Source organism: Phenylobacterium terrae, assembly GCF_042681205.1.
Lineage (GTDB): Bacteria > Pseudomonadota > Alphaproteobacteria > Caulobacterales > Caulobacteraceae > Phenylobacterium > Phenylobacterium terrae.
The window spans coordinates 558,734-582,614 of sequence record NZ_JBHUEY010000006.1 but is presented as its reverse complement, the minus strand read 5'-3'; the positions used below and the strand labels follow the sequence as shown (position 1 = coordinate 582,614).

Here is a 23,881-nt window from a genome sequence, read left to right as displayed (position 1 = left end):
CGGGATGACGCGGGGATGGGTGACAGGTAGGGCTCGCGCCCAACCAGTCACCGGCGCCTCCGGTGACTGGTTGCGCCGCCATCGCGCTACCTGTCACCCCGCTCGTGAGGGTCAGGCGTCCGCCTTCAGCGCCTCGTAGGCCTCGACGGCCTCCAGCCACTCGGCCTCGGCGGCGTCGAGGGCGGCCTGGGCCTTCTCCCGCCGGCGCCCGAGCTCAGCGGCCTTGGCGGGATCCTTGGTGAAGATGTCCGGATCGAGCAGCGCCGCATCGATCGCCTTCACCGCCTCGGTCGCGCGGGCGAGGGCGGCCTCGGCGGCCTCGGCCCGGCGGCGGGCGGGGCCGGTGGGGACCTTGGCCTTGCGTTCGGCGGGCTTCGGCGGCGGCTCGGGCTCGGGCGCCTTGACCTGCGAGGGGCCGCGGGCGGCGGCCTTGGCGCGCTCGATGACGAAGCGGGCGTAGTCCTCCAGGTCGCCGTCGAACGGCGTGATGGTCCCGTCGGCGGCCAGCCACAGCCGGTCGGCCACCAGCTCCATCAGCGAGCGGTCGTGGGTGATCAGGATCACCGCGCCCTCGTAGTCGTTGAGGGCGTCCAGCAGGGCCCGCCGGCTGTCGATGTCCAGGTGGTTGGTGGGCTCGTCGAGGATCAAGAGGTGCGGCCGGTCCATGGCCACCAGGTTGAGCAGCAGCCGGGCCCGCTCGCCGCCGGAGAGGTCCGCGACCTTGGTCTGCATCTTCCCGTGGCCGATGCCGAAGCTGGCCAGCTGCGAGCGCCGCTGCGGCTCGGTGAGCAGCGGCCGGGCGCGCTGGATGATGTCCAGCGGCGTGTCCATGGGGTCCAGCGCCTCGATCTGGTGCTGGTGGAACCAGCCGACCTGCAGCCGCTTGTCCCGCTTCATCTCGCCGGCCTGCAGCGGCAGGGCCCCGGCGATCAGCTTGGCGAACGTCGACTTGCCCGCGCCGTTGACGCCCAAGAGCCCGATGCGGTCGTCGATGTCGAGCCGAAGGTCCAGCTTCCTCAGGATCGGCGGCCCGCCGTAGCCGACCGCGCCGTCCTCCAGCCGGATCAGCGGCGGGGGCAGGGGGCGTTCGGGCGAGGGCAGGCGGAAGGGCGCCACGTGCCCCTCGATGGTCTGGGTGACCGGCGGCAGCCTGGCGATCATCTTCAGGCGCGACTGGGCCTGGCGCGCCTTGGAGGCCTTGTAGCGGAAGCGGTCGACGAACGACTGCATATGCGCCCGCTGGGCCTCGATCTTCACCCGCATGGCCTCGGCCAGCCGCAGCTTCTCGGCCCGCTGCTGCTCGAAGCTGTCGTAGCCGCCGACGTAGAGGTCGAGCTTGCCCTCGTTCAGGTGGAGGATGTGGTCCACCGAATTGTTCAGCAGCTCGCGGTCGTGGCTGATGACGATGGCGGTGTGCGGATACTTCTTCAGCCGGGACTCGAGCCAGAGGGCGCCTTCCAGGTCGAGGTAGTTGGTCGGCTCGTCGAGCAGCAACAGGTCCGGCTCGGCGAACAGGGAGGCGGCCAGCGCCACGCGCATCCGCCAGCCGCCGGAGAACTCGGCCATCGGCCGGGCCAGGTCGGCGTTGGAGAAGCCCAGGCCCGCCAGGATCTCGGCGGCCCGGGACGGCGCCCGGTCGGCTCCGATCTCCGCCAGGCGGGCGTAGATGTCGCCCATCCGCTCCGGCGCGGCGGTCTCCAGTTCGGAGAGGAGGGCGGCGCGCTCCACGTCCGCTTCGAGGACCGTGTCGAGCAACGTGACGGGTGTGGCCGGATGCTCCTGGTCCACCGAGCCCATGCGCGCGGCCTTGGGCATGCCGATCTCGCCGGAGCCGGGCGTGAACTCGCCCTTGATCAGGCGGAACAGGGTGGACTTGCCGACGCCGTTGCGGCCCACCAGGCCGACCTTGGCGTCTTTGGGCAGGGTGACGGTGGCCCGGTCGAAGAACCGGCGGCCCCAGGCGTCGAAGGTGAGCTCGTAGATCTGAAGCATGGATGCGAGGACAGTCAGGCGGCCGAAAAGGCGCAGGCGAGGGAGGATCGCTGCGGGCGGGAGTCAGGCGATTGTCGCGCCGCCGGAGGCCTGACGAGGCGCAGATAGCATCTCCCGCGCGGGCTTGAAACCGGGGCGGCGCCCGCTATTGTTCACCCAAACGGTTTAATAACTAGCGAGGCGAGGATGAGCCAAGATCCCGTGGTGCGCGTCACGCGCCGGTTCCGCGCGTCCCCGGAGCGGGTGTTCGACGCCTTCCTCGATCCCGCGATGGCGGGCAGGTTCATGTTCCGCACGCCCGCGGGCGAGCTGGTGCGCTGCGAGGTCGACGGCCGGGTCGGCGGGCGGTTCACCATCGTCGAGCGGCGCGGCGACGAGGACGCCGAGCACCTGGGCGAGTTCGTCCGCATCGAGCGGCCCCGCAAGCTGGTCTTCATGTTCGGCAACGAGGGCTGGGACGGCGAGTTCAGCCAGGTGGACATCGACATCGCGCCGGCGGGTGACGGCTGCGAGCTGACGCTCACCCACCGTATGGCGCCGAAGTGGGCCGACTGGGTCGGCCGTGTCGAGGAAGGCTGGACCCTCATCCTCGGCAACCTCGGGAAGGCGCTCGGCTAGGCTTGGCGGGCCGGAGCCGCTCCTCTATAGGAGCCGCCTCTTTGCGGGAGCGCCCGCGCCAGCCAGAACACGTGAGCCATGACCGAACGCACCTTCTCGATCATCAAGCCGGACGCCACCGCCCGCAACATCACCGGCAAGATCAACGCGGTGATCGAGGACGCCGGCCTGCGCATCGTCGCTCAGCGGCGGATCCGCATGTCCCGCGTCCAGGCCGAGAAGTTCTACGAGGTGCACAAGGAGCGCCCGTTCTACGGCGAGCTGGTCGAGTACATGACCTCGGGCCCGGTCGTGGTGCAGGTGCTGGAAGGCGACAACGCCGTGGCCAAGTACCGCGAAGTGATGGGCGCCACCAACCCGGCCCAGGCCGCCGAGGGCACCATCCGCAAGCTGTTCGCCGAAAGCATCCAGAACAACTCGGTCCACGGCTCGGACAGCCAGGACAACGCCAAGATCGAGATCGCCCAATTCTTCAAGGACGAAGACATCGTCGGCTGATGCGTTAAGCTCCCCCGGCCGGCCTCTCGCCGGCCGGGGTGAGCCATGGGCTTCTACGACCGCCACATCCTGCCCAGGCTGATCGGCGCCGCCTGCGCCCAGCCGGACATCGACGCCCAGCGGCGCAAGGTGGTGCCGCACGCCGAAGGCGTCGTCCTCGAGCTCGGCTTCGGGACCGGGCTCAACCTTCCCCACTACGACCCAGCCAAGGTTTCGCGGCTCTACGCCCTGGAGCCCTCCGAAGGCATGCTGACCCGCGCCCGAACGGCGGCGCAGGCCTCGCCCGTTCCCATTGACATCCTGCCCGAGCCCGCCGAGCGGCTGTCCCTGCCGGACGGCGCCGTCGACACCGTGGTGACCACCTACTGCATGTGCACCATACCGGACGTGCGCGCCGCCCTGGCCGGCGTCCGGCGGGCGCTAAAGCCGGGCGGGCGGCTGCTGTTCTGCGAGCACGGCCTCTCCCCCGACCCCAAGGTCCAGCGGACCCAGCGCCTGCTCGAGCCCATCTGGAAGCCGATCGGCGGCGGCTGCCACGTCACCCGCGACATCCGCGGCCTCATCGCCGGGGCGGGCTTCCGCATCGACCAGGTGGAGACCGGCTATCGCCCCAACGCGCCGAAGTGGGCGGGCTTCGACGCCTGGGGCTCGGCGCGGCCCGTATGAGCGCGAGCTCACTCTGCGTTGGGCCCCCACGCCTGCATCACTAGCGCCGCCACTTGGTGGAGGCTTTCGACCACGGAATGGCAAAGCTTCGCGATCTCTTTGGTCGGCGGGACCAGATCGGGGACCATGATCGTCATCATGCCGGCCGCTGATGCGGAGCGGACGCCATTGTGGGAGTCCTCCAGCGCCAGACAGAAGGAGGCAGGGACGCCCAGGCGCTTGGCGGCGAGCAAGAATGGGTCAGGGGCAGGCTTGGAGTTTTCGTAGTCGCCGTGACCGATCACCGCGTGGAAGCGATCGATCAGGTTATGTGCGGATAGGTGATCCCGGACAGTGGACTGAGCCGACGACGTCGCGATGCACCTTGGGAGCTTGAGGCGGTCCAGCACGTCGAGCAGTTCGACAACGCCGGGCTTCAGCCTGAGGTCTGTGGCGGACAACTCCAAAAACCGGTCGGTCATCCGCGCGTAGTAGTCGTCGATGGGAAATTGCTCGCCGAGCGCGCCGAGCATCAGCTCACGTCCGCGCACCCAAGGCATGCCGATTGCGAGTCGGATGGCCTCAGGCGAAACCTCGAAGCCGCCGAGCTCAGCGGCTTCGAAGTAGGCCTGCTGATACAGCGCCTCCGTGTCGAACAGCAGCCCGTCCATGTCGAAGACGACGGCTCTAGGTGCGCGCGGAAGACTCATGTCCTAGCTTAGCACCGAGCCTTTGGCGTTCGTCCTTCCACATCCGAGCAGGCGTCTTGGACCAAGCGCCGGAATCGATCGGGCGGACCTTGGGTCGTCGGGCCGTTGCCTTCGTCGACCGCTTCGCTAAGCTTCCGCCAATGTTGGAGACTGTGGGAACCCTCTGATCGTCTCGATTGAGACGGCGGCCGCAGCCGCCCGTGTCGCGCAGACGGCGACACGCGGACGGACTGCGCTCATCTCGGTTTCTGCAAGGGTTCACAACATTGGAAATCCGACCTGAGCGACACACGGATGTCGCTGTAATTCGCGAGCTGACGACCACCGCATTCTACGGACTGGCCCACAGCAGTGGCGCGGAGGCACGCATCATCGAGGGCTTGAGGGCCGCAGGCGCCCTGAGCGTCTCTCTTGTCGCCGTGGAGGAGGATCAAGTCCTTGGGCACGTGGCCTGTTCGCCCGTGACGATCACGCCGGTTCAGGGCTCCTGGTTCGGCCTGGGACCCGTCTCGGTGCGGCCGGATCGACAGCGGTCGGGCATCGGCCAGACGCTTATTCGCGCTGCGCTCCAACAGCTCCGGACCGACGGAGCGGCCGGCTGCGTGCTCCTGGGCGATCCCGCCTACTATCGCAGGTTCGGGTTCAGGAGCGATCCGGCGCTCACCTACCGTGGCGCTGCATCGACCTACTTCCAGCGGCTCGTTCTGAGAGGCCCGCCCGCAAGGGGCGATGTCTCGTTCCATCCAGCGTTTCAGCAGTGAACCGCAGGACGGCGGCATTGGACATGGCCGCCTTCAACCCGCTCCCCGGCCCATACTGGGTCGGGGGGCGCGTCGCCCGTCCGCCGGAACGGTCGGAACCCCTAGGCCGCGGCCAGCTCTCCGCAGACGAACGCCTCTTCGCCGGCGTGCAGCAGGCCGTCGAGCACGTCGGGCAGGTCGGCGGGGGCGACGATGAGGATCATGCCGACGCCGCAGTTGAAGGTGCGGCGCAGCTCCTGCTCGGAGAGGCCGCCCATCCGCTGCAGCCACTCGAACACCGGCGGCAGGGTCCACGCGGAATAGTCGAACTTGGGGACCAGGTGTTTGGCGATGGCCCGCGGCGGGTTCTCGATGAGGCCGCCGCCGGTGATGTGGGCGGCGCCCTTGAGGCGGCCCATGCGGATGTGGGGCAGGGCCGAGCGGACGTAGATCCTGGTCGGCCGCATCAGCGCATCGGCCAGGCTGACCTCCGGCTCGAACGGGGCCGGGTCGGTCCAGGCCAGGCCCGAGCGCTCGATGACCTTGCGCACCAGGGAGTAGCCGTTGGAGTGCGGCCCGGACGAGCCCAGGGCCACCATCAGGTCGCCGGGCTGCTGGTCGCCGAGCCGGGGCAGCACCGCCCCGCGCTCGACCGCGCCCAGGCAGAAGCCGGCCAGGTCGTAGTCGCCTTCGGCGTACATGCCGGGCATCTCGGCGGTCTCGCCGCCGACCAGGGCGCAGCCGGCCTGGCGGCAGCCCTCGGCGATGCCGGAGACAACCGACACCCCCTGTTCCACGTTCAGCTTCCCAGTCGCGTAATAGTCGAGGAACAGAAGAGGTTCAGCGCCTTGCGCCAGGAGATCGTTGACGCACATGGCCACCAGGTCGACGCCGATGGTCGCATGCACGCCGGTCTCGATGGCGATCTTCAGCTTGGTGCCGACGCCGTCGGTGGTGGTGACCAGCAGGGGATCGGCGTAGCCGGCGGCCTTCAGGTCGAACAGCGCCCCGAAGCCGCCGAGCGAGGCGTCCGCGCCCGGGCGGCGGGTGGAGGCCGCGATCGGCTTGATCGCCTCGACAAGGGCGTTCCCGGCGTCGATGTCGACGCCCGCTTCGGCGTAGGTGAGCCCGTTCGGCCGGTAGGTCATGGCGGGAAGGCCTTAAAGAAAACAGTGAACCGTGCGCAACAGGCGCTTGCAGACTCGGTCGAGCCCGGGGCTATAGCTAGCCGATGACGCCGATCACGACCACCGCAGACCTCGCGGCGTTTTGCGCGAAGCTGAAGGGTCAGCCGTTCGTCGCCGTGGACACCGAGTTCATGCGCGAGACGACCTATTGGCCGAAGCTGTGCCTTATCCAGGCCGCAGCTCCCGGCGCCGAGGCGGTCATCGACCCGCTCGCCGACGGTCTCGACCTGGCGCCCTTCTTGGAGGTGCTGAAGGATCCGTCCATCGAGAAGGTGTTCCACGCCGCCCGCCAGGACGTGGAGATCTTCAACAACCTCGGGGCGATGCCGCGGCCCCTGTTCGACACCCAGGTGGCCGGCATGGCCGCCGGGTTCGGCGAGCAGATCGCCTACGACGCCCTGGTCCGCCAGATGCTGAAGGTGGAGATCGACAAGTCGAGCCGCTTCACCGACTGGGCGCGCCGGCCGCTGACCGACGCCCAGCTCGCCTACGCCCTGGCCGACGTCACCCACCTGGCCAAGCTCTATCCGATGCTGCGCGCCCGCCTCGAGAAGGAAGGGCGCCTGGCCTGGGTCACCGACGAGATGAAGTCGCTGACCGAGCCGGCGCTCTACGACGTGGAGCCGGACAACGCCTGGAAGCGGCTGCGCCCGCGCCGCCACACGGCCAAGTACCTGGCGGTGTTCCGCGCCGTCGCCGCCTGGCGCGAGCGCACGGCCCAGCTGCGCGACCAGCCGCGCGGCCGGATCCTGAAGGACGATGCGATCGACGAGATCGCCACCCAGTGCCCCACCGACGCCGACGCGCTGGACCGGCTGCGCTCGGTGCCCAAGGGCTTCTCCGGGTCGCGGTTCGGGCCCGAGCTGCTGGCCGCCATCCGCGAGGCCCTGAAGGATCCGGAGGCCTACGCCCCGGTCATCGAGAAGGCCCGACCGCAGAGCTCTCCCGCCGCCGGCGCGGTGGTGGAGCTGCTGAAGGTGCTGCTCAAGGCGCGCGCCGAGGACGCCGGCGTGGCCTCCAAGCTGATCGCCACCGTCTCGGACCTCGAGGCCATCGCCAACGACGACGAGGCGGCGACGCCGGCCCTTTCCGGCTGGCGCCGCGAGGCGTTCGGGGAAGACGCCCTGAAGCTCAAGCGTGGCGAACTGGCCCTGGTGCTCGACGGCGCCCGCGTCCGCGTCGTCGAGGTCCGCCGCGCCCCGAAGGCCGCCGCGAACGGGTAAGGCCCCTTCGACCTCTCCCCGCAAGGCGGGGAGAGGGTAGGGTGAGGGGCGCGCGGCCATGACCGCGCCCGTCGCGAAGCGGCGGACACTGGGCGGGCGGATAGGCCCCCCTCACCCAACCCTCTCCCCCCGCGGAGCGGGGGGAGAGGTCTAAACGATCTCCAGTTTCAGCCGCAGGGCCTGGGCCAGGGCCCCGGCGCGTTTGGGCGTCTGCTCGCCGTGGAGCACGGAGCGTGAAGCGGGGTCGGCGCTCAGCACCAGCTTGCCGCCAGCGATGCGCAGGCTGGTGCCGGCCAGCAGGGCGGGGTTGCGGCCCGACAGGTCGGCGCCCAGCCGGATGGCCGCGCCGAGCGCCCGCGCCCGCTGGCGCCGTTCGGGCGTCAGGACGCGGGCGATGGCCGCCCGGTCGGGCGTGTCGGCCTGGGCGGTGTGGCGCGAGAAGACGGTGCAGGCCAGGAAGGCGCGCTCGCAGTGGTTCATGCCCGCGATGGGCGCGCGCAGCACCTGATCGAAGGCCAGGTCCGCCCGGTGGTCGGGGTGCAGCCGCGCGCCGAGGTCGGCCAGGCGGCAGGCGGCGGCGAGCAGGATCCGGTCGCGGTGGCCGAACATCGGCTCCAGCTGGCCGAAGACAGGGGCGAGCCAGGCCTCGAGGGACGGCCCCAGCTCGACCGTCAGGCCGCGCAGGGCGGTGAGCGCTTCGCAGCCCTCGATCAGCGGATCGCGGCTGCGGATCTCCGGCGCCATCGCCTCGAGCAGCAGACCCTCGCGCACGCCGTAGGCGGAGACGACGATGCGCTCGATGGCCAGATGGTCGATCAGCGCCTCGAGCACCAGGGCGGCGTGGGGCAGGGTGTCGAAGCGCTTCTTCGAGACTCCCTCGATGCGCTCCAGCGACTGCTTGGACTGCCGTTCGACGAAGCGGGCGACCGCCAGGGCGTCGGTGCGGCTCATCTCGTACTGGTGGGCGATCCGGAGCGGGTAGTCGGTCAGCGCCATGTGCAGCAAGGCGAGATTCCGCCAGGCCCCGCCGACCGCATAGAACAGCGGCGCACGGAAGCTGCGGGCCAGCGGCGCCAGCCGCGCGTCAATGGTCTTTCGGGCCCTCTCCACGTTGAGCGGCTTGGGCGCGCCGAGCGCGAACGGGCCGAGCGGCAGGGTCAGGCCCGCGCCGGGCGCGCCGGCCGAGACCGGCGCCAGTTCCAGGCTGGAGCCGCCCAGGTCGCCGGCCACGCCGTCGGCGTCCGGCTGGCCGGCGATCACGCCGAGCGCGGCGTAGCGGGCCTCCTCTTCGCCGGTCAGGACGCGGATCTCAAAACCGGTCTCCTGGCGCACCCGTTCGAGGAAGCGAGGGCCGTCCTGGGCCTCGCGCACCGCGGCCGTGCCGACGATGACCACGTCCTCCACCGGCCAGCCGTCCAACACCACCTTGAAGCGCCGCAGGATGGTGAGGGCCAGCTCGACGCCCTGCGCGGACAGGCGGCCGGTGGCGGGCAGGTCGCGGCCGAGGCCGGCCAGGGCCTTCTCGTTGAAGACCGTCCAGATGGCGCGGCCTTCGAGGCGGTAGATGACGAGGCGGACGGAGTTGGAGCCGACGTCGATGACCGCCGCCTGGCGGGGAGGGCTGCTATCCGCGCTGGGCCACATGGTCGATCGCGCGCGGCATGTCCTTCACCTTCTGGCCTCGCCCGGACAGGGAGGGGTTGGTCATGAAGTACTCGTGGGCCGAGAAGGCGCTGGGGTGGTCCCAGGACGCCTCGCGCGTATAGCGGCCGGACGCGTCCAGCGTCCAGCTTTGGGCTTCGTCCTTGAGGTTCGCGACCATGATCTGTTGCAGAACCTGCTGATGGACGGTCGGGTTCTCCACCGGCGTCAGGGCTTCGACGCGCCGGTCGAGATTCCTCGGCATCCAGTCGGCCGAGGAGATGTAGACGCGGGACTTGGCCGAGGGCATCGGCGAGCCGTTGGCGAAGGCCACGATCCGGGAATGCTCCAGGAAGCGGCCGACGATGGACTTGACCCGGATGTTCTCCGACAGGCCCTTCAGGCCGGGCCTGAGGCAGCAGATGCCGCGCACCACCAGCTCGATGGCCACGCCGGCCTGGCTGGCGGCGTAGAGGGCGTCGATGATCACCGGGTCGACCAGGGCGTTGAGCTTGGCCCAGATCGCCGCCGGCTTGCCCTTCTTGGCGTTCTCGATCTCCCGCAGGATCAGCGCCAGCAGGTCGTGCTTCATGGTCACCGGCGAGAAGGACAGCTTCTCCAGCGTCTGCGGCTTGGCGTAGCCGGTGATGTAGTTGAACAGCCGGGCCGAATCCCGGCCAAGCGCGGGATCGGTCGTGAACAGCGACAGGTCGGTGTAAATCTTCGCTGTCTGCGGATGGTAGTTGCCGGTGCCGAAGTGGCAGTAGGTGCGAAGCCCGTCGCCCTCCTTGCGCACCACCATCGAGAGCTTGGCGTGGGTCTTGTACTCGAAGAAGCCGAAGACGACGTGGACGCCGGCGCGCTCGAGGTCCCGGGCCCACTTCAGGTTGGCCTCCTCGTCGAAGCGGGCCTTGATCTCCACCAGGGCGGTGACGTTCTTGCCGTTGTCCGCCGCCTCGATCAGGGCGGCGATGATCGGGCTGTCCTGGCTGGTGCGGTAGAGCGTCTGCTTGATCGCCAGCACGTTGGGATCACGCGCGGCCTGCCGCAGGAACTGGACCACCACGTCGAAGCTCTCGAACGGGTGGTGGACCAGGATGTCCTTCTCCCGGATGGCGGCGAAACAGTCGCCGGCGTGGTCGCGGATCCGCTCCGGGAAGCGCGCCTGGAAGGGCTTGAACTTCAGGTCCGGCCGGTCTGACGGGATCAGCTGGGTCAGCTCGTCCAGGCCCAGCAGGCCGTCGATCAGGATGATGTCCTGGTTCACGGCGTGCAGGTTCTCGCAGATGAAGCCGCGCAGCTCCTCGGGCATGGCCGCTTCGACCTCGACGCGCACGACCGAGCCGAGCCGCCGCTGCTTCAGCCGCGCCTCGAATTCGCGGACCAGGTCCTCGGCCTCTTCCTCGATCTCCACGTCGGAGTCGCGGATCAGGCGGAAGACGCCCTGGGCCTCGACGTCGCAGCCGGGGAACAGGTGGTCGAGGAACAGGCTGAGCAGCCCCTCGAGAGAGACGTAGCGCCGCTCGGCCTTCCTGCGCGGGCCCTTGCCGGGCGGCAGCTCCCAGAACCGGGCGACCTGCGCCGGGATCGGCACCAGGGCGTAGAGCAGCTTGGAGTCCCCCAGCCGCTTGAGCTTCAGCACCAGCGAGAAGGCCAGGTTCGGGATGAACGGGAAGGGGTGGGCCGGGTCGATCGCCAGCGGCGTCAGGATCGGGAACAGCTGGGTGAGGAAGGTGTCCTGCAGCGCCGCCTTCTCGGACGGGGTCACCTCGGCGGCGCCCACCACCGTCAGGCCCTCTTCGCCGAGCTCGCGGCACAGCTCGCGCCAGCGCCGCTGCTGGTCGGCCATCAGGTCGGCGGCCTCGGCGTTGACCCGCACCAGCTGCTCGGCCGGGGTCAGGCCGTCCTGGCTGACCACGCGCACGCCCTCGCGGACCTGCGCCTTCAGGCCGGCCACGCGGACCATGTAGAACTCGTCGAGGTTGTTGGCGCAGATGGCCAGGAACCGCAGCCGCTCCAGCAACGGGTGGCGCGGATTGGTGCTTTCGGCGAGCACACGGCGGTTGAAGGCCAGCCAGGAGAGCTCGCGGTTGAAGAACCGCTCGGGCGAGCTGGCCAGCGCCTCGTCCCACGCCGGCGCCTTCGTCGGGGCGATGGGCGTGGCGTAATTCATACAGAGCCTCTCTGCGGACAAGCGACCATTCTAGCCGCCAGATGGTGACAAATCTTCAGTCGAAAAGATCAAGATTGTCTGCGCCGTCTCCGAGCACCTCGCGGGCGAGCGCGCGGGACACCGGCCGCTGGCGCTCGTCGGCCGACTCGTCGAGCCGCCGGACGATCTCCCGGGCGTGGATCGCCGACCTGGGCATGCGCCGCAGCAGATACGGGTAGATGTCTTCGGACGGGCGGATGCTCCGCTCGGCGAACAGCCGCCTCAGCACCGCCTCCAGGACGATGTCGTCCGGCTCCTCGATCAGCCCCACCGGCAGGGCGTTCAGCCGGCTGCGCAGGTCGGGCAGGGCGGCCGGCCAGCTGGCCGGCGGCGTGCGGGCGGTCAGCAGCAGGCCGCCGCCTTCGCGTCCGGCCATGTTGATCAGATGGAACAGCGCCTCTTCGGAGACGCCCTGGTCGACGTCCTCCACGAGCGCCGGGCGGCCGGCGGCGGCGGAGACGTCCGGGTCCTCGCGGTCCAGCCGCACCGCGCCCGCCTTGGCGGCCCAGGCCTGGGCCAGATGGCTCTTGCCCACGCCCTCTGGCCCGACCAGGGCCAGGCACCCGGCGTGCCAGGCCGGCCAGGCGTCCAGGGCCGCGACGGCGGCGGCGTTGGAGGGACCCACGGCGTAATCCTCGCGCCTCTGCGCGACCCGACGCTTGAGCGTCAGCCGTAACTGCCGCGCCATCGGAGGGATCGGGGTCGGGAAATCACGGGGCGCACTCTAGCAAGGGCGCGCCCCGCCGTCTCCGGTTCGATCAGGCGTTGACCAGCCGCATGCCGTTCTCGTCGTAACGCTCGCCCTTGACCTTGCCGGCCAGGCCGTCGAGCCGGCCGCGCTCTTCGGCCGAGAGGGTCACCTCGGCGGCGGCGAGGTTGGTCTTGAGGTTCTCCAGGCGGGTGGTGCCGGGGATGGTCACGACCTGTTCGCTGCGGCCAAGGACCCAGGCCAGCGCGACCTGCGCCGGCTTCACCCCCCTGGCGGACGCCACAGCGCCGATCTCCTCGACCAGGGCGAGGTTGGCCTCGTAGGCCTCGCCCTTGAACCTGGGAGAGACGTTGGCGCGCCAGTCGTTTCCGGCCGGCCGGGCCTCGCGCGAGAAGGCGCCGGTGAGCATGCCGCGGCCGAGCGGGGAGTAGGCGACCACGGTGACGCCGGTCGATTCGCAGAGCGGCAGGACCTCGCGCTCCACGTCGCGGGTGAAGATCGAATACTCCCACTGCACGGCCGCGATCGGGTGCACGGCTTGGGCGCGGCGCAGCGTCTCGGCGTTGACCTCGGACAGGCCGATGGCGCGGACCTTGCCCTCCTGAACGAGCTTGGCCATGGCCTCGACCGTTTCCTCGATCGGCCGGGCCGGGTCGCGGCGGTGGAGATAGTAGAGGTCGACGTAGTCGGTTTGCAGGAGGCGCAGGGACTGCTCGATGGCCCGGCGGGCATTGGCCTCGGAGCCGTCGACGCCGCGCACCGTGCGGTCGGCGAGGTTTCCCACCGGCCCGAACTTGGTGGCGATGAAGGCCTTCTCGCGCCGGTCGCGGAAGGCCGCGCCCAGCAGCGTCTCGTTGGCGCCGAAGCCGTAGAGCTCGGCGGTGTCGAAGTGGTCGACGCCCAGGTCCAGCGCCTCGTGGAGCAGGCGGACAGCGGCGTCCTCGGCCATCGGTTCGCCGTAGGCCACCGACATGCCCATGCAGCCGAGGCCGATGGCGTTCACCTGACGGCCCGTGCGGCCGATCTCGCGACGGATCATGGGAGGTCTCCTTGCGTTCGGGGAGAAACTGATGTGAGCACTCACTCACATCGCCGTCGTTCTACGCCCGCGACCGCCGTTCGGTCAACCGCGATTCAGCGGCTCCAGCTGTCCAGGACCGCCTGGGCCGCCGCTTCCAGGTCGGCTTCGCTCCAGCGGCGGCCGGCGAGTTCGCCCTTCAGCATGTAGCCGACCGGGGCGAAGAAGAAGTTGGCGATCAGGTCGGCCGGGAGGTCCTTGAAGATCCCGGCGGCTTTGCCCGCGCGGCCGATCTCGGCCAGGCGCCCGGCGATGGCTTCGTGCGCGGCGCCGCCTTCGCGCCGGGCGAGCGCGGACTCGCCGAACCGCTGGCCGAACATGAAGGCCTCGGTGTCGGCCCGGTAGGCGTCGAACAGCGCCCGCCAAAGCCGCTTGAGCCGCTCCCCTGGCGCCGCGTGCGGGTCGTCCTGGTCGCTGATCGCCTCGAACACCTCCGCCTTCAGCCGCCGGTAGGCCTCGATCAGCAGGTCGTCCTTGGACGAGAAGTGGCGGTAGAGGGTGCCTTCGGCGACCCCGGCCAGCTCGGCGATGGCGGCGGTCGTCGCGGCCTGGAAGCCGTCTCGGGCCACGAGCACCAGCGCCGCGCGCAGCAGCTTCTCCTTGGTGGTGCGGATCGAGGTCAGCATGGCGTGAGAGGCCGCCAGGCGTGCGGCCCTGTCAAGGCGGGGCTCAGCCGGCCCTGGCCGGCATGTCGCGGGCGGACATCAGGGTCCAGCCCTCCGGCCGCAGCAGTTCGATCGGCGAGAACTTGACCTTGTAGTCCATCTTCTCGGAGCCGCGCACCCAGTAACCCAGATAGACGTAGGGGATCGAGGTCAGGCACGCCTGGATGATGTGGTCCAGGATCATGAACGAGCCGAGACTGCGGCGGGCCATGGTCGGGTCGTAGAAGCTGTAGACCAGCGAGAGGCCGTCGCTCATCAGGTCGACCAGGGCGCAGGCCACCAGGTCGCCCGGGCCGCGGTCCTGGGAGCGCAGCCGGTACTCGATGATGTGGGTGCGGACGGCGGTGTCCTCGACCATCGCCACGTAGTCCGGCCAGGTCATCTCGGCCATGCCGCCCTCGGCGTGGCGGGCCAGCAGGTAGCGGCGGAGCAGGTCGAACTGCTCCATGGTCGCCTCGGCCTCCACCAGGTGGCGCTCGAGGTCGTCGTTGCGCGACAGGGTGCGCCGCTCTCCGCGCGAGAAGATGTAGTCGGCGGCCGGGATCCGCGCCGAGATGCAGGCCGAGCAGGACTCGCAGGCGGGTCGATAGGCGATGTTCTGCGACCGGCGGAACCCCACCTGGGTCAGGCTGTCGTTGACGCTGGCGCCGTCCGAGAGCGGCAGATGGGCGAACACTTTCCGCTCGTGCCGCCCCGGAAGGTAGGGGCAGGGCGAAGGCGCGGTGAGGAAAAATCTCAACTGCCGCGTCGGGAAGTGCTGAGTCACGGACTTACGATGCGCCTCGCTCGGATAGACCTGGATTAGGCGGTATGCCGCGGCATCGCGCAAGCGCCTCGTCACAAGCCTGCGTCAGCCGGAAGCACCGGAGCCTCCCGAAGCAACACGATGGCGATGCGTCGGTTTCCGGCCAGCGTGGGATCGTCGGGATAAAGCGGCTCGGAGGTGGCCTTGCCGGACACCTGGAACACCCGGTCGGGGTCGACGCCGGCGCCCTGCAGCACGCGGCGCGACTGATCGGCGCGGGCGGCCGACAGCTGCCAGTCGCCCTCGCTGCGGGACAGGTTCAGGTTGGCGCTGGTGTGGCCGTAGATGCTGATCCGGTTGGGCAGCTGGTTGATGATCTTGGCGACAGCGCGCAGCAGCAGGCGGGCCCGCTCGTTCGGCTGGGCGGCGCCTTCGGCGAACATCGAGCGGCCCTCCTGGTCGACGAGCTGGATGCGCAGGCCCTCGGGGGTCTGGTCGATCAGGATGTGCTTCGAAAGCTCGGCGAGCTCGGGCATCTCCTGCAGCGCCTGCCGCAGCGACTGGGCGGCCGAGGCGAAGGCGGCGGCCTCGCGCCGCTGCAGCGCTTCGCGCAGGGCCTCGGTCGAGACGTCCTGCACCGGCGAGCCGGCCTCGGTGCTCTTGCCTTCGCTGGGGCTGGCCGCCTCGGGAGCCAGGTCCTCGATGATGGCGCGGGAGCCGGAGGACTTGGAGCCGTCCTCGCCCAGGGCGTTGCCGCCCAGGATGCCGCCGGAGCCGGAGGTGGTCTCGGAGACCGAGGCGGGCGCGAAATAGTCGGCGATGCCGCGCTTCTGCTCCGGGCTGGTGGTGTTGATCAGCCACATCAGCAGGAAGAAGGCCATCATCGCGGTGACGAAGTCGGCGTAGGCCACCTTCCAGGCGCCGCCGTGGTGCTCGCCGTGACCACCCTTGCGGACCTTCTTGATGATTACGGGGCCTTCTGCGACCGCCATGACTCCACGCCCTTCTGCGCAACCCCTATGAGAGCCGTCATGGTGAACGGGCCGCGTTAAGATGCGGTGATCGAGGAGGGCTTCTCATGAAGGCGGCGTTCGTGGGCCTGGGGGTGATGGGCTTTCCCATGGCCGGGCATCTGAAGCGGGCCGGGCACGAGGTCAGCGTGTTCAACCGCAGCCCGGAGAAGGCCGCCCGCTGGGTCGAGACGCATGGCGGCCGGGCGGGCGCCACGGTGGCGGAGGCGGCCGAGGGCGCCGAGATCCTCGCCCTCTGCGTCGGCAACGACGACGATGTCCGCCAGGTGGTGCAGGCGGCGCTGCCGGCGCTGGCCCCCGGCGCGGTCGTCGTCGACCACACCACCACCTCGGCCAAGGTGGCGCGGGAGATGGCCGAGCTGGCCGCGCGGAGCGGGCGCGCGTTCGTCGATGCGCCGGTCTCCGGCGGCCAGGCGGGAGCGGAGAACGGCCAGCTGACCATCATGTGCGGGGCCGAGCCGGAGGCCTTCGCCAAGGCCGAGCCGGTGATCGCAGCCTACGCCAAGGCGATTCGGCTGATGGGCGGCCCGGGCTCGGGTCAGCTGACCAAGATGGTGAACCAGATCTGCATCGCCGGCCTGCTGCAGGGCCTGGCCGAGGGGCTGCACTTCGCCAAGCGGGCGGGTCTGGACCCGGTCGAGGTCTACGAGGCGATCAGCAAGGGCGCGGCCCAGTCCTGGCAGATGGACAACCGCTGGGCGACGATGAGCGAGGGCAGGTTCGACTTCGGCTTCGCCGTCGACTGGATGCGCAAGGACCTGGGCCTGGTGCAGGAGGAGGCCTGGGCCAACGGGGCCCGCGTCGAGGTCGCCGCCCTGGTGGACACCTTCTACGCCGACATCCAGGCGATGGGCGGCGGCCGCTGGGATACCTCGAGCCTGGTGGCGCGGCTGGAGCGGTGAGGATCGCCGGCGGTTCGAACCCGAGTCCCACCGTCATCCCGGCCGGAGAGCCGGGACCCAGCAGCGCCGCGTTCTGGGTCCCGGATCGGCCTTGCAGGCCGTCCGGGATGACGGGCTTGTTGAGCCGTGGACGTGCGCTCAGGCCCCGAGCAGCTTGGCCGCCCGCGGGGCGAAATAGGTGATGATCCCGGCGCTGCCGGCGCGCTTGAAGGCGGTGAGGCTCTCCAGGATCGAGCGCTCCTCGTCCAGCCAGCCGTTCTGGGCGGCGGCCATGATCATCGCGTACTCGCCGCTGACCTGGAACGCGAAGGTCGGCATGTGGAAGGCCTCGACGACGCGCCGGACGATGTCGAGGTAGGGCATGCCGGGCTTCACCATCACCATGTCCGCGCCCTCGGCGATGTCGAGGGCCACCTCGCGCAGGGCCTCCTCGGTGTTGGCCGCGTCCATCTGGTAGGTCTTCTTGTCGCCCGGGTTCTCGATCGGGCCCGAGCCCAGCTTTCCGGAGCCGATCGCCTCGCGATAGGGGCCGTAGAAGGCCGAGGCGTACTTGGCGGCGTAGGACATGATCATCACGTCCTGATGGCCCGCGCCCTCCAGCGCGGCGCGCAAGGCGCCGATCCGCCCGTCCATCATGTCGGAGGGGGCCAGGATGTCGGCCCCGGCGGCGGCCTGCATCAGTCCCTGCTCGACCAGCCGCTCGATGGTGGCGTCGTTGAGGATCCTGCCGCCCTCAATCACCCCGTCGTGGCCGTGGTCGGTGAAGGGGTCGAGCGCCACGTCGCACATGATCCCGACCTCGGGGGCGGCGTCCTTCATCGCCTTCACCGCGCGGGCGACGACGTTGTCCGGGTCGAAGGCCAGCCGGCCGCCGGCGTCCTTCTTGGCGCCGTCGATGTGCGGGAAGACGGCGATGGCCGGGATGCCCAGCGCCCGGGCCTGGCGCGCCGCCTCGGCGCAGCCCGTCACCGACAGGCGCGAGACGCCCGGCATCGAGCCCACCGGGACCTCGCCCTCGCCCTCATGGACCACCATCGACCAGATGAAGTCGGCCGGCGTCAGCACGCTCTCGCGCACCAGGTCGCGGATCCAGGGCGCCTGGCGCAGCCGGCGCAGGCGCAGGGCGGGGTAGGGGGCGAGGCTCGGGACGGTCATGTCCGGGCTGTGGCGCCGGTGGGCGCGGCTGGCAAGTGCGTTGACAGCGCGGGCGGCTCAGGGAAGGTCCGGGGCCATGACGGACCTTCGGGCCCAGCGCCCCTTCAACATCTTCGATCTCTCCGGCCGGGCGAGCCGGCTGGAGTTCACCATAGTCCTGGTGGCGTGGCTGGCGGTGTTCATCGCCTATCGCGGCGCCGGGCCGCAGGACCTGAGCATGGCCCTGCTTGTCGGGGTCGCCGCCTCGGTTCCGATGATCCTCACCGGCGTGCGGCGGCTGCACGACCGCGACCAGTCCGGCTGGTGGATGCTGCTCAGCTTCGTGCCGCTGATCGGGCTGATCTTCCTGGTGTTCCTGGCGGCGGGTTCGCCCGACGAGCGGGTCAACCGCTTCGGGCCGCCCGCCCGGCTGCTCGGCGCGAAGGGCTAGCCGGTGGACTTCGAGCTCTCAGAAGAGCAGCGCGCCATCCAGGAGGCGGCGAGCGCGTTCGCGGCCTCCGAGCTTGCGCCCCACTCGGCCCGCTGGGACGCGGAGAAGCATTTTCCCGTGGACGTGCTGCGCAAGGCGGCCGAGCTCGGCTTCGCGGGGATCTACACCTCCGAGGAGATGGGCGGGGCCGGCCTCACCCGGCTCGATGCGGCCATCATCTTCGAGGCCCTCGCCTACGGCGACGTCCCGGTCACCGCCTACCTGACCATCCACAACATGGCGACCTGGATGGTCGACCGGTTCGGCTCGGAGGAGCTGCGGCGCAGGTACGTGCCGCGCCTGACCTCGATGGAGCTGATCGCCTCCTACTGCCTGACCGAGCCGGGTTCGGGTTCGGATGCGGCGGCCCTGCGGACGACGGCCCGGCGCGACGGCGAGAGCTATGTGCTGGACGGCTCCAAGGCCTTCATCTCCGGCGGCGGGGTCTCGGACGTCTACGTGGTGATGGCGCGCACCGGCGAGGCGGGCGCCAAGGGCGTTTCCTGCTTCGTCGTGGAGAAGGATGCGCCGGGCCTGTCCTTCGGCGCCCAGGAGCGGAAGATGGGCTGGAACGCCCAGCCGACCGCGCAGGTGAACTTCGACGGCGTGCGCGTGCCGGCCGAGAATCGCGTCGGGGCCGAGGGCGAGGGGTTCCGCTTCGCCATGATGGGGCTGGACGGCGGGCGGCTGAACATCGCCGCCTGCTCGCTGGGCGGCGCCGGCTTCGCGCTCGATACGGCCAAGGCCTACATGGAGACGCGCCAGCAGTTCGGCCGGCCGCTGAAGGACTTCCAGGCCCTGCAGTTCAAGATCGCCGACATGGCGACCGAGCTGGAGGCGGCCCGGCTGATGGTCCGCCGCGCGGCGGCGGCGCTCGACGCGCGCGATCCGCAGGCCACCAAGCTCTGCGCGATGGCCAAGCGGTTCGCCACCGACGCCGGCTTCTCCGTCGCCAACGAGGCGCTGCAGCTGCACGGCGGCTACGGCTACCTGCAGGACTATCCCCTGGAGCGCATCGTCCGCGACCTGCGCGTCCACCAGATCCTGGAAGGGACGAACGAGATCATGCGGGTGATCATTTCGCGGGAGATGTTCCGGCAGTAGTCCGCCGAAGGCGGCATATCCTCGTCCGCTCAGCGGATTCCGACACGAAGACCACAAAGGACACGAAGATCACGAAGGCGCCGAGAGCGCGTGTCCGCTGCCGCTGATCGGCGACGCTGCCGAACGGGACATGGCTACTCAGTCTCTTCGTGATCTTCGTGTCCTTTGTGGTCTTTGTGTTGAAACGCGCTGCCGCGACGAGCCGGCGCCCGTGATGCTTCTTATGGCTCCCCCTCTTGGGGAGCATTTAGAGCTACGCGCATCGCCTCCGCCGTCGCCGCGTCGGCCGGAAGGAAGGTCTCCAGGGCGAGTTCGGAGAGGGTGATGTCCACGGGGGTGCCGAACACCGTCGTGGTGCTGAAGAAGGAGAGGACGCCGGCGTCGGTCATCAGCTGGAAGGGGACGGCGACGCCGCCGAAGTCCTGCGGCCGCCCATCGGGGGCGGGCGGGACGGGATAGCGCTTCAGCTCCTCCATCAGCGCGATGAGGCCGGCGTCGGCGGTCTGGCTGATCTCCCGGCGCAGGCGCTCAAGCAGATGGCCGCGCCATTCGGAGAGGTTGGCGGTGCGGCCGGCCAGGCCCTTGGGGTGCAGCGCCACCCGCAGCACGTTGACCGGCGGCTCCAGCAGGGCCGGATCGACGCCCTGCAGCATCAGCGGCAAGGCGCGGTTGCCGGCCACCAGGTTCCAGCGCCGATCGACGAGGATGGCCGGATAGGGCTCGTGGCCAGCCAGGATCAGGTCCAGCGCCCGGCGCGCGGGCTCCAGGCCCGGATCGTCCAGGGGGCGCTCAGGGAACATCGGCGCGAACCCGGCGGCGACCAGCATCGCGTTGCGCTCGCGCAAGGGCACCTCCAGCTGCTCGGCCAAGTGCAGCAGCATCTCGCGGCTGGGCTGGGAGCGGCCGGTCTCGATGAAGCTCAGGTGGCGGGTGGAGATCTCGGCCTCCAGGGCCAGGTCCATCTGGCTCATCCGACGGCGCTGGCGCCACTCGCGTAGGTGATCGCCCAGCGGCCTGACGTGCACGTTCATCTGATCGTCCTTGCTTGCCCATCATGCGTAGCGCGGCCTTGCCTTGTGGGAGAAGGGCCCGCCGGCCTAGAGCGCGCCAGGGCTAAGTGGAAGCCGGTTAGCCCGTCCGGCGCGCTCTAACTCTTGAATTAGAGCCTGTCTGATCGGTTCAGGCGTTCCGCCTGAACCGGACAGGCTCTGGGGAGGCTCGGCCGGCGGGCAGGTTCGGGCGTCACGCCTGGGCGGGAACCCGGTCCAGGAAGCCGATCACCTTGCGTACGCGCCCGTCCTCCAGCAGCACCACGTCGGAGCCCTGGATCGGCGCCTCGGCGCCGTCGGGGCCGAGCTCCCAGGTGAAGCGCACCTTGTCGGCGTAGCCGTCCGGGGCGCCGACCAGCCGGAAGCGGAATCCGGGGAAACGCTGCTGGACGCCGGCGACCAGGGCCTCCAGGCCCTCGTGGCCGTCGACGGCGGCCATCGGATCGACATAGCTCGCCTTCGGCGACCAGCTCTGCTCCAGCAGGGCGCGGCGGCGCTGCGGATCGGTCTCGTTCCACAGCTCGATGTAGCGGTTGGCGACGAGGGCGGGATCGGTCATGGCGGGTCTCCATTTCTGTGCGAGACCGATGCTGCCGCCGCCGTGCGTGCGATGCGATTACGCCTCAGGTAATGGAAGGGAAGGGAGGCCGAATGGACCCGGAAGTCCTGATCCGAACGCAAGGCCAGGTGGGGCGGATCACCCTGAACCGCCCGCAGGCGCTGCACGCGCTGACCACCGCCATGTGCCTGGAGATGATCGAGGCGCTGACCGCCTGGCGGGAGGATCCGCGGATCGTCCTGGTGATGATCGACCATGCCGGGGAGCGCGGCTTCTGCGCCGGCGGCGACATCCGGGCCCTGGTGGACAGCCTGGCCCAGGGCGGGGAGGCGGCCGAGGCCTTCTTCTTCACCGAGTACCAGCTCGACCACCTGATCTTCACCTACCCCAAGCCGGTGCTGGCCCTGATGGACGGTGTGGTGATGGGCGGCGGGGCCGGCATCTCCCTGCCGGCGACCTTCCGGGTGGCGACCGAGCGCACCCGCTTCGCCATGCCGGAGACGGGGATCGGCCTGTTTCCGGACGTCGGCGCCTGCTGGCGGCTGTCTCGCATGCCCGACCACGCCGGCGCCTGGCTGGCGCTGACCGGCGCGCGCATCGGGCCTGCCGACTGCGAGCTGCTGGGCGTCGTCACCGATTTCGTCGAGGCGGCCCGGCTGGACGACTTCAAGGCCGCGGTGCTGGCCGATCCGGCCCGCGTCGAAACCCTGCTGACGGAGTTCGAGGCCGAGGCCGGCCGCCCGGCCTTCGCTGCGCATCAGGACGCCGTCGGGCGGCTGTTCGGCGCGCCGACGCTTGCGGCGCTGATCGCCGGTCTCGAGGCCGACGGCTCCGACTGGGCCCGCGAGCAGCTGGCGATCGTCCGCTCCAAATCGCCGCTCTCCACCGCGGTCGCCTTCCGGCAGCTGCAGATGGCGGCCGGCATCGAGGACTTCGCTCAGCTGATGGAGTTGGAGTACCGGATCGCGCTGCGCCTGATCCGCCGGCCCGACTTCTCCGAGGGCGTGAGGGCGGTGATCCTCGAGAAGGACAACGCACCCCGCTGGAGCCCGACGCGGCTGGCCGAGGTCACCGAGTCGATGGTCGACGACGTGTTCGCGCCGTTGCCGCCGGAAAAGGCCTGGACGCCGCTGCCTTGACGGCGACGCCGGCCGGGCGCGCTATGCCGCCAGAGAAACTGGAGGAGGCGCACACATGTCTCGGAAGTTGTTCCTTGGCGTCGCCGCGGCGGCCTGGCTGATCGCCGCGCCCGCCGCGACCCTGGCCCAGAGCCCGCCGCCGCACATCGCCGCCGCCCTGGCCGACGCCGGCCGCCCGGCCGCCGACAAGGAGCGGGACGCAAACCGCAAGCCGGCCGAAATGCTGGCCTTCGCCGAGGTCAAGCCTGGCCAGAAGGTCATGGATCTGATCCCGGGCGCCGGCTACTTCACCCGCATCCTGTCCAAGGCGGTGGGGCCGAACGGCAAGGTCTATGCGGCGACCTCAGGCCCCTACGCCAAGCAGATCGAGCCGGTGGCCAAGGATCCGGCCTACGCCAACGTCCAGGTCGTCGAGCCGCCGGTTCTCGCCAAGCTGCCGGAGCCGGTGGACCTGATCTTCACGGCCCAGAACTACCACGACCTGCACCTGGCGCAGATGAAGCTGGACGTGGCCGCCTTCAACAAGGGCCTGTTCGACGCCCTCAAGCCGGGCGGGCTGCTGGTCGTGGTCGACCACGCGGCGGTCGCCGGCGCGCCGATCACGGTCGCCGACAGCCTGCACCGGATCGACCCGGCCATCGCCCGGAAGGAACTGGAGGCCGCCGGCTTCCAGTTCGTGGCCGAGAGCGACGTGCTGCGGAACCCCGCGGACCCGAAGACCGGCAACGTCTTCGACCCTTCGATCCGCGGCAAGACGGACCAGTTCGTCTTCAAGTTCCGCAAGCCGGGCTAGGTCGGTCTAAGTTCGTCATCCCGCAGAGCCGCGCAGCGGCTCATCCGGGACCCAGACGCTGAGCTGGGTCCCGGCTCTTCGCTGCGCTCCGGCCGGGATGACGAGGAGTATCAAGCATGCGCATCGCCTTCATCGGGCTCGGCAACATGGGCGGCGGGATGGCCGCCAACCAGGCCAAGGCCGGGCATGAGGTCCTGGCCTTCGACCTGTCCGCGGCGGCTCTCGAGCGGGCGGCGGAGGCCGGGTGCAAACCCTCAGCCTCCGTTGCCGAGGCGGTCCGGGACGTGGACGCGGTGATCACCATGCTGCCGGCCGGCCCGCACGTGCGGCAGGTCTACGGCGAGGACGTGCTGCCCAACGCCCGGGCCGGGACCCTGCTGATCGACTGCTCGACGATCGACGTGGAGAGCGCCCGGGCCGTCGCCGCTCAGGCGAAGGAGAAGGGCTTCGCCTTCGCCGACGCGCCGGTCTCCGGCGGCGTGGCCGCGGCCGCGGCCGGGACCCTGGCCTTCATGGTCGGCTGCGACGAGAATGACTTCACCGGCGTCGAGACGGCGCTGACGCCGATGGCCCGGGCGGTGATCCGGGCCGGCGACCACGGGGCCGGGCAGGCGGCCAAGATCTGCAACAACATGGTGCTGGGCGCCTCGATGATCGCGGTCTGCGAGGCCTTCGCGCTCGCCGAGCGGCTGGGCCTGGCGCCCGAACGGTTCTTCGAGATCGCGTCCAAGTCCTCCGGCCAGTGCTGGAGCCTGACCAGCTACTGCCCCTGGCCGGGGCCGGTGGAGGCGGCGCCCTCGAACCGCGGCTACGAGGGCGGCTTCGCCGTGGCGATGATGCTGAAGGATCTCAAGCTCGCCCAGGAGGCGGCCGCCAGGGCCGGGGCGGCGACGCCGCTGGGCGCGCAGGCCGAGGGGCTCTACGCCCTGTTCGACCGGCTGGGATACGGGAACAAGGATTTCTCGGCGATCCTGCAGCTGATCCGCGGCCAGCTCGCCGAACTGGCGTGATCTCGCG

24 protein-coding genes are annotated in these 23,881 nt (G+C 70.2%); 11 read left to right on the top strand and 13 right to left on the bottom strand.

Annotation, left to right across the window (positions count from 1 at the left end; genetic code table 11):
- Positions 1 to 111 precede the first annotated feature (111 nt).
- On the bottom strand, positions 112 to 1,992 hold the full coding sequence (locus tag ACFSC0_RS17315; RefSeq protein ID WP_377282115.1) for an ABC-F family ATP-binding cassette domain-containing protein: 1,881 nt from the start codon (positions 1,990 to 1,992) through the stop codon (positions 112 to 114).
- A gap of 186 nt (positions 1,993 to 2,178) precedes the next feature.
- On the opposite strand from ACFSC0_RS17315, the gene ACFSC0_RS17310 reads away from it, so the two are divergent.
- The 3 genes from ACFSC0_RS17310 to ACFSC0_RS17300 all read left to right on the top strand — a co-directional run bounded on the left by ACFSC0_RS17310 (position 2,179) and on the right by ACFSC0_RS17300 (position 3,774).
- Positions 2,179 to 2,610 (top strand): SRPBCC family protein, encoded by a 432-nt coding sequence (locus ACFSC0_RS17310; protein ID WP_377282114.1) that lies wholly within the window; start codon positions 2,179 to 2,181, stop codon positions 2,608 to 2,610.
- A gap of 78 nt (positions 2,611 to 2,688) precedes the next feature.
- Positions 2,689 to 3,108, top strand: a complete 420-nt coding sequence (gene ndk / locus ACFSC0_RS17305; RefSeq protein ID WP_377282113.1) for a nucleoside-diphosphate kinase — start codon at positions 2,689 to 2,691, stop codon at positions 3,106 to 3,108.
- 45 nt (positions 3,109 to 3,153) lie between these two features.
- Positions 3,154 to 3,774: a class I SAM-dependent methyltransferase gene (locus tag ACFSC0_RS17300; RefSeq protein WP_377282112.1), complete on the top strand. Its 621-nt coding sequence runs from the start codon at positions 3,154 to 3,156 to the stop codon at positions 3,772 to 3,774.
- An 8-nt stretch (positions 3,775 to 3,782) separates the two neighbouring features.
- On the opposite strand, the gene ACFSC0_RS17295 is transcribed toward ACFSC0_RS17300, so the two are convergent.
- Positions 3,783 to 4,463, bottom strand: a complete 681-nt coding sequence (locus tag ACFSC0_RS17295) for an HAD family hydrolase (RefSeq protein ID WP_377282111.1) — start codon at positions 4,461 to 4,463, stop codon at positions 3,783 to 3,785.
- Between the two features lie 266 nt (positions 4,464 to 4,729).
- On the opposite strand from ACFSC0_RS17295, the gene ACFSC0_RS17290 reads away from it, so the two are divergent.
- Positions 4,730 to 5,224, top strand: a complete 495-nt coding sequence (locus tag ACFSC0_RS17290; RefSeq protein ID WP_377282110.1) for a GNAT family N-acetyltransferase — start codon at positions 4,730 to 4,732, stop codon at positions 5,222 to 5,224.
- A 101-nt stretch (positions 5,225 to 5,325) separates the two neighbouring features.
- On the opposite strand, the gene purM is transcribed toward ACFSC0_RS17290, so the two are convergent.
- Positions 5,326 to 6,351 carry a phosphoribosylformylglycinamidine cyclo-ligase gene (purM, locus tag ACFSC0_RS17285; protein ID WP_377282109.1) on the bottom strand — a complete coding sequence of 342 codons (1,026 nt, stop codon included), beginning with the start codon at positions 6,349 to 6,351 and terminating at the stop codon, positions 5,326 to 5,328.
- Between the two features lie 83 nt (positions 6,352 to 6,434).
- Here purM and rnd point away from each other — a divergent pair, with 83 nt between their 5' ends.
- A complete protein-coding gene (rnd, locus tag ACFSC0_RS17280) occupies positions 6,435 to 7,613 on the top strand; it encodes a ribonuclease D (protein ID WP_377282108.1) in 1,179 nt (392 codons plus the stop codon).
- A gap of 150 nt (positions 7,614 to 7,763) precedes the next feature.
- Here the strand turns inward: rnd and ACFSC0_RS17275 are convergent, their stop codons facing one another.
- The 7 genes from ACFSC0_RS17275 to ACFSC0_RS17245 all read right to left on the bottom strand — a co-directional run bounded on the left by ACFSC0_RS17275 (position 7,764) and on the right by ACFSC0_RS17245 (position 15,655).
- Positions 7,764 to 9,257 carry a Ppx/GppA phosphatase family protein gene (locus ACFSC0_RS17275; RefSeq protein ID WP_377282107.1) on the bottom strand — a complete coding sequence of 498 codons (1,494 nt, stop codon included), beginning with the start codon at positions 9,255 to 9,257 and terminating at the stop codon, positions 7,764 to 7,766.
- Positions 9,238 to 11,427 (bottom strand): RNA degradosome polyphosphate kinase, encoded by a 2,190-nt coding sequence (locus ACFSC0_RS17270; RefSeq protein WP_377282106.1) that lies wholly within the window; start codon positions 11,425 to 11,427, stop codon positions 9,238 to 9,240. Before ACFSC0_RS17270 ends, ACFSC0_RS17275 begins: the two co-directional genes overlap by 20 nt.
- Positions 11,428 to 11,482: 55 nt before the next feature.
- On the bottom strand, positions 11,483 to 12,154 hold the full coding sequence (locus ACFSC0_RS17265) for a P-loop NTPase family protein (RefSeq protein WP_377355212.1): 672 nt from the start codon (positions 12,152 to 12,154) through the stop codon (positions 11,483 to 11,485).
- A 70-nt stretch (positions 12,155 to 12,224) separates the two neighbouring features.
- Positions 12,225 to 13,214, bottom strand: coding sequence for an aldo/keto reductase (locus ACFSC0_RS17260; RefSeq protein ID WP_377282104.1), 990 nt, complete (start codon positions 13,212 to 13,214; stop codon positions 12,225 to 12,227).
- A 95-nt stretch (positions 13,215 to 13,309) separates the two neighbouring features.
- The gene (locus tag ACFSC0_RS17255) at positions 13,310 to 13,879 is read right to left on the bottom strand and encodes a TetR/AcrR family transcriptional regulator (RefSeq protein ID WP_377282103.1); all 570 of its coding nucleotides are present in this window, start codon (positions 13,877 to 13,879) and stop codon (positions 13,310 to 13,312) included.
- 43 nt (positions 13,880 to 13,922) lie between these two features.
- Positions 13,923 to 14,684: an arginyltransferase gene (locus ACFSC0_RS17250; protein WP_377282102.1), complete on the bottom strand. Its 762-nt coding sequence runs from the start codon at positions 14,682 to 14,684 to the stop codon at positions 13,923 to 13,925.
- A gap of 71 nt (positions 14,685 to 14,755) precedes the next feature.
- Complete coding sequence (locus ACFSC0_RS17245) at positions 14,756 to 15,655, bottom strand: flagellar motor protein MotB (protein ID WP_377282101.1); 900 nt, start codon at positions 15,653 to 15,655, stop codon at positions 14,756 to 14,758.
- An 86-nt stretch (positions 15,656 to 15,741) separates the two neighbouring features.
- Between ACFSC0_RS17245 and ACFSC0_RS17240 the strand changes: the two genes are divergently transcribed.
- The gene (locus ACFSC0_RS17240) at positions 15,742 to 16,596 is read left to right on the top strand and encodes an NAD(P)-dependent oxidoreductase (protein ID WP_377282100.1); all 855 of its coding nucleotides are present in this window, start codon (positions 15,742 to 15,744) and stop codon (positions 16,594 to 16,596) included.
- A gap of 138 nt (positions 16,597 to 16,734) precedes the next feature.
- On the opposite strand, the gene hemB is transcribed toward ACFSC0_RS17240, so the two are convergent.
- Positions 16,735 to 17,751: a porphobilinogen synthase gene (gene hemB, locus ACFSC0_RS17235; protein ID WP_377282099.1), complete on the bottom strand. Its 1,017-nt coding sequence runs from the start codon at positions 17,749 to 17,751 to the stop codon at positions 16,735 to 16,737.
- A 76-nt stretch (positions 17,752 to 17,827) separates the two neighbouring features.
- Between hemB and ACFSC0_RS17230 the strand changes: the two genes are divergently transcribed.
- Both ACFSC0_RS17230 and ACFSC0_RS17225 read left to right on the top strand, forming a co-directional pair.
- Positions 17,828 to 18,181, top strand: coding sequence for a DUF805 domain-containing protein (locus ACFSC0_RS17230; protein ID WP_377282098.1), 354 nt, complete (start codon positions 17,828 to 17,830; stop codon positions 18,179 to 18,181).
- Between the two features lie 3 nt (positions 18,182 to 18,184).
- Complete coding sequence (locus ACFSC0_RS17225) at positions 18,185 to 19,324, top strand: acyl-CoA dehydrogenase family protein (protein ID WP_377282097.1); 1,140 nt, start codon at positions 18,185 to 18,187, stop codon at positions 19,322 to 19,324.
- 221 nt (positions 19,325 to 19,545) lie between these two features.
- On the opposite strand, the gene ACFSC0_RS17220 is transcribed toward ACFSC0_RS17225, so the two are convergent.
- On the bottom strand, positions 19,546 to 20,355 hold the full coding sequence (locus ACFSC0_RS17220) for a helix-turn-helix domain-containing protein (protein WP_377282096.1): 810 nt from the start codon (positions 20,353 to 20,355) through the stop codon (positions 19,546 to 19,548).
- 211 nt (positions 20,356 to 20,566) lie between these two features.
- Positions 20,567 to 20,932 (bottom strand): nuclear transport factor 2 family protein, encoded by a 366-nt coding sequence (locus tag ACFSC0_RS17215; protein ID WP_377282095.1) that lies wholly within the window; start codon positions 20,930 to 20,932, stop codon positions 20,567 to 20,569.
- Between the two features lie 92 nt (positions 20,933 to 21,024).
- Between ACFSC0_RS17215 and ACFSC0_RS17210 the strand changes: the two genes are divergently transcribed.
- From ACFSC0_RS17210 to mmsB, 3 genes are all read left to right on the top strand, one after another.
- A complete protein-coding gene (locus ACFSC0_RS17210) occupies positions 21,025 to 22,071 on the top strand; it encodes an enoyl-CoA hydratase/isomerase family protein (RefSeq protein ID WP_377282094.1) in 1,047 nt (348 codons plus the stop codon).
- A gap of 55 nt (positions 22,072 to 22,126) precedes the next feature.
- Complete coding sequence (locus tag ACFSC0_RS17205) at positions 22,127 to 22,864, top strand: class I SAM-dependent methyltransferase (protein WP_377282093.1); 738 nt, start codon at positions 22,127 to 22,129, stop codon at positions 22,862 to 22,864.
- 116 nt (positions 22,865 to 22,980) lie between these two features.
- Entirely contained in the window at positions 22,981 to 23,874 is an 894-nt protein-coding gene (mmsB, locus tag ACFSC0_RS17200; RefSeq protein WP_377282092.1) for a 3-hydroxyisobutyrate dehydrogenase, read from the top strand.
- Positions 23,875 to 23,881 lie beyond the last annotated feature (7 nt).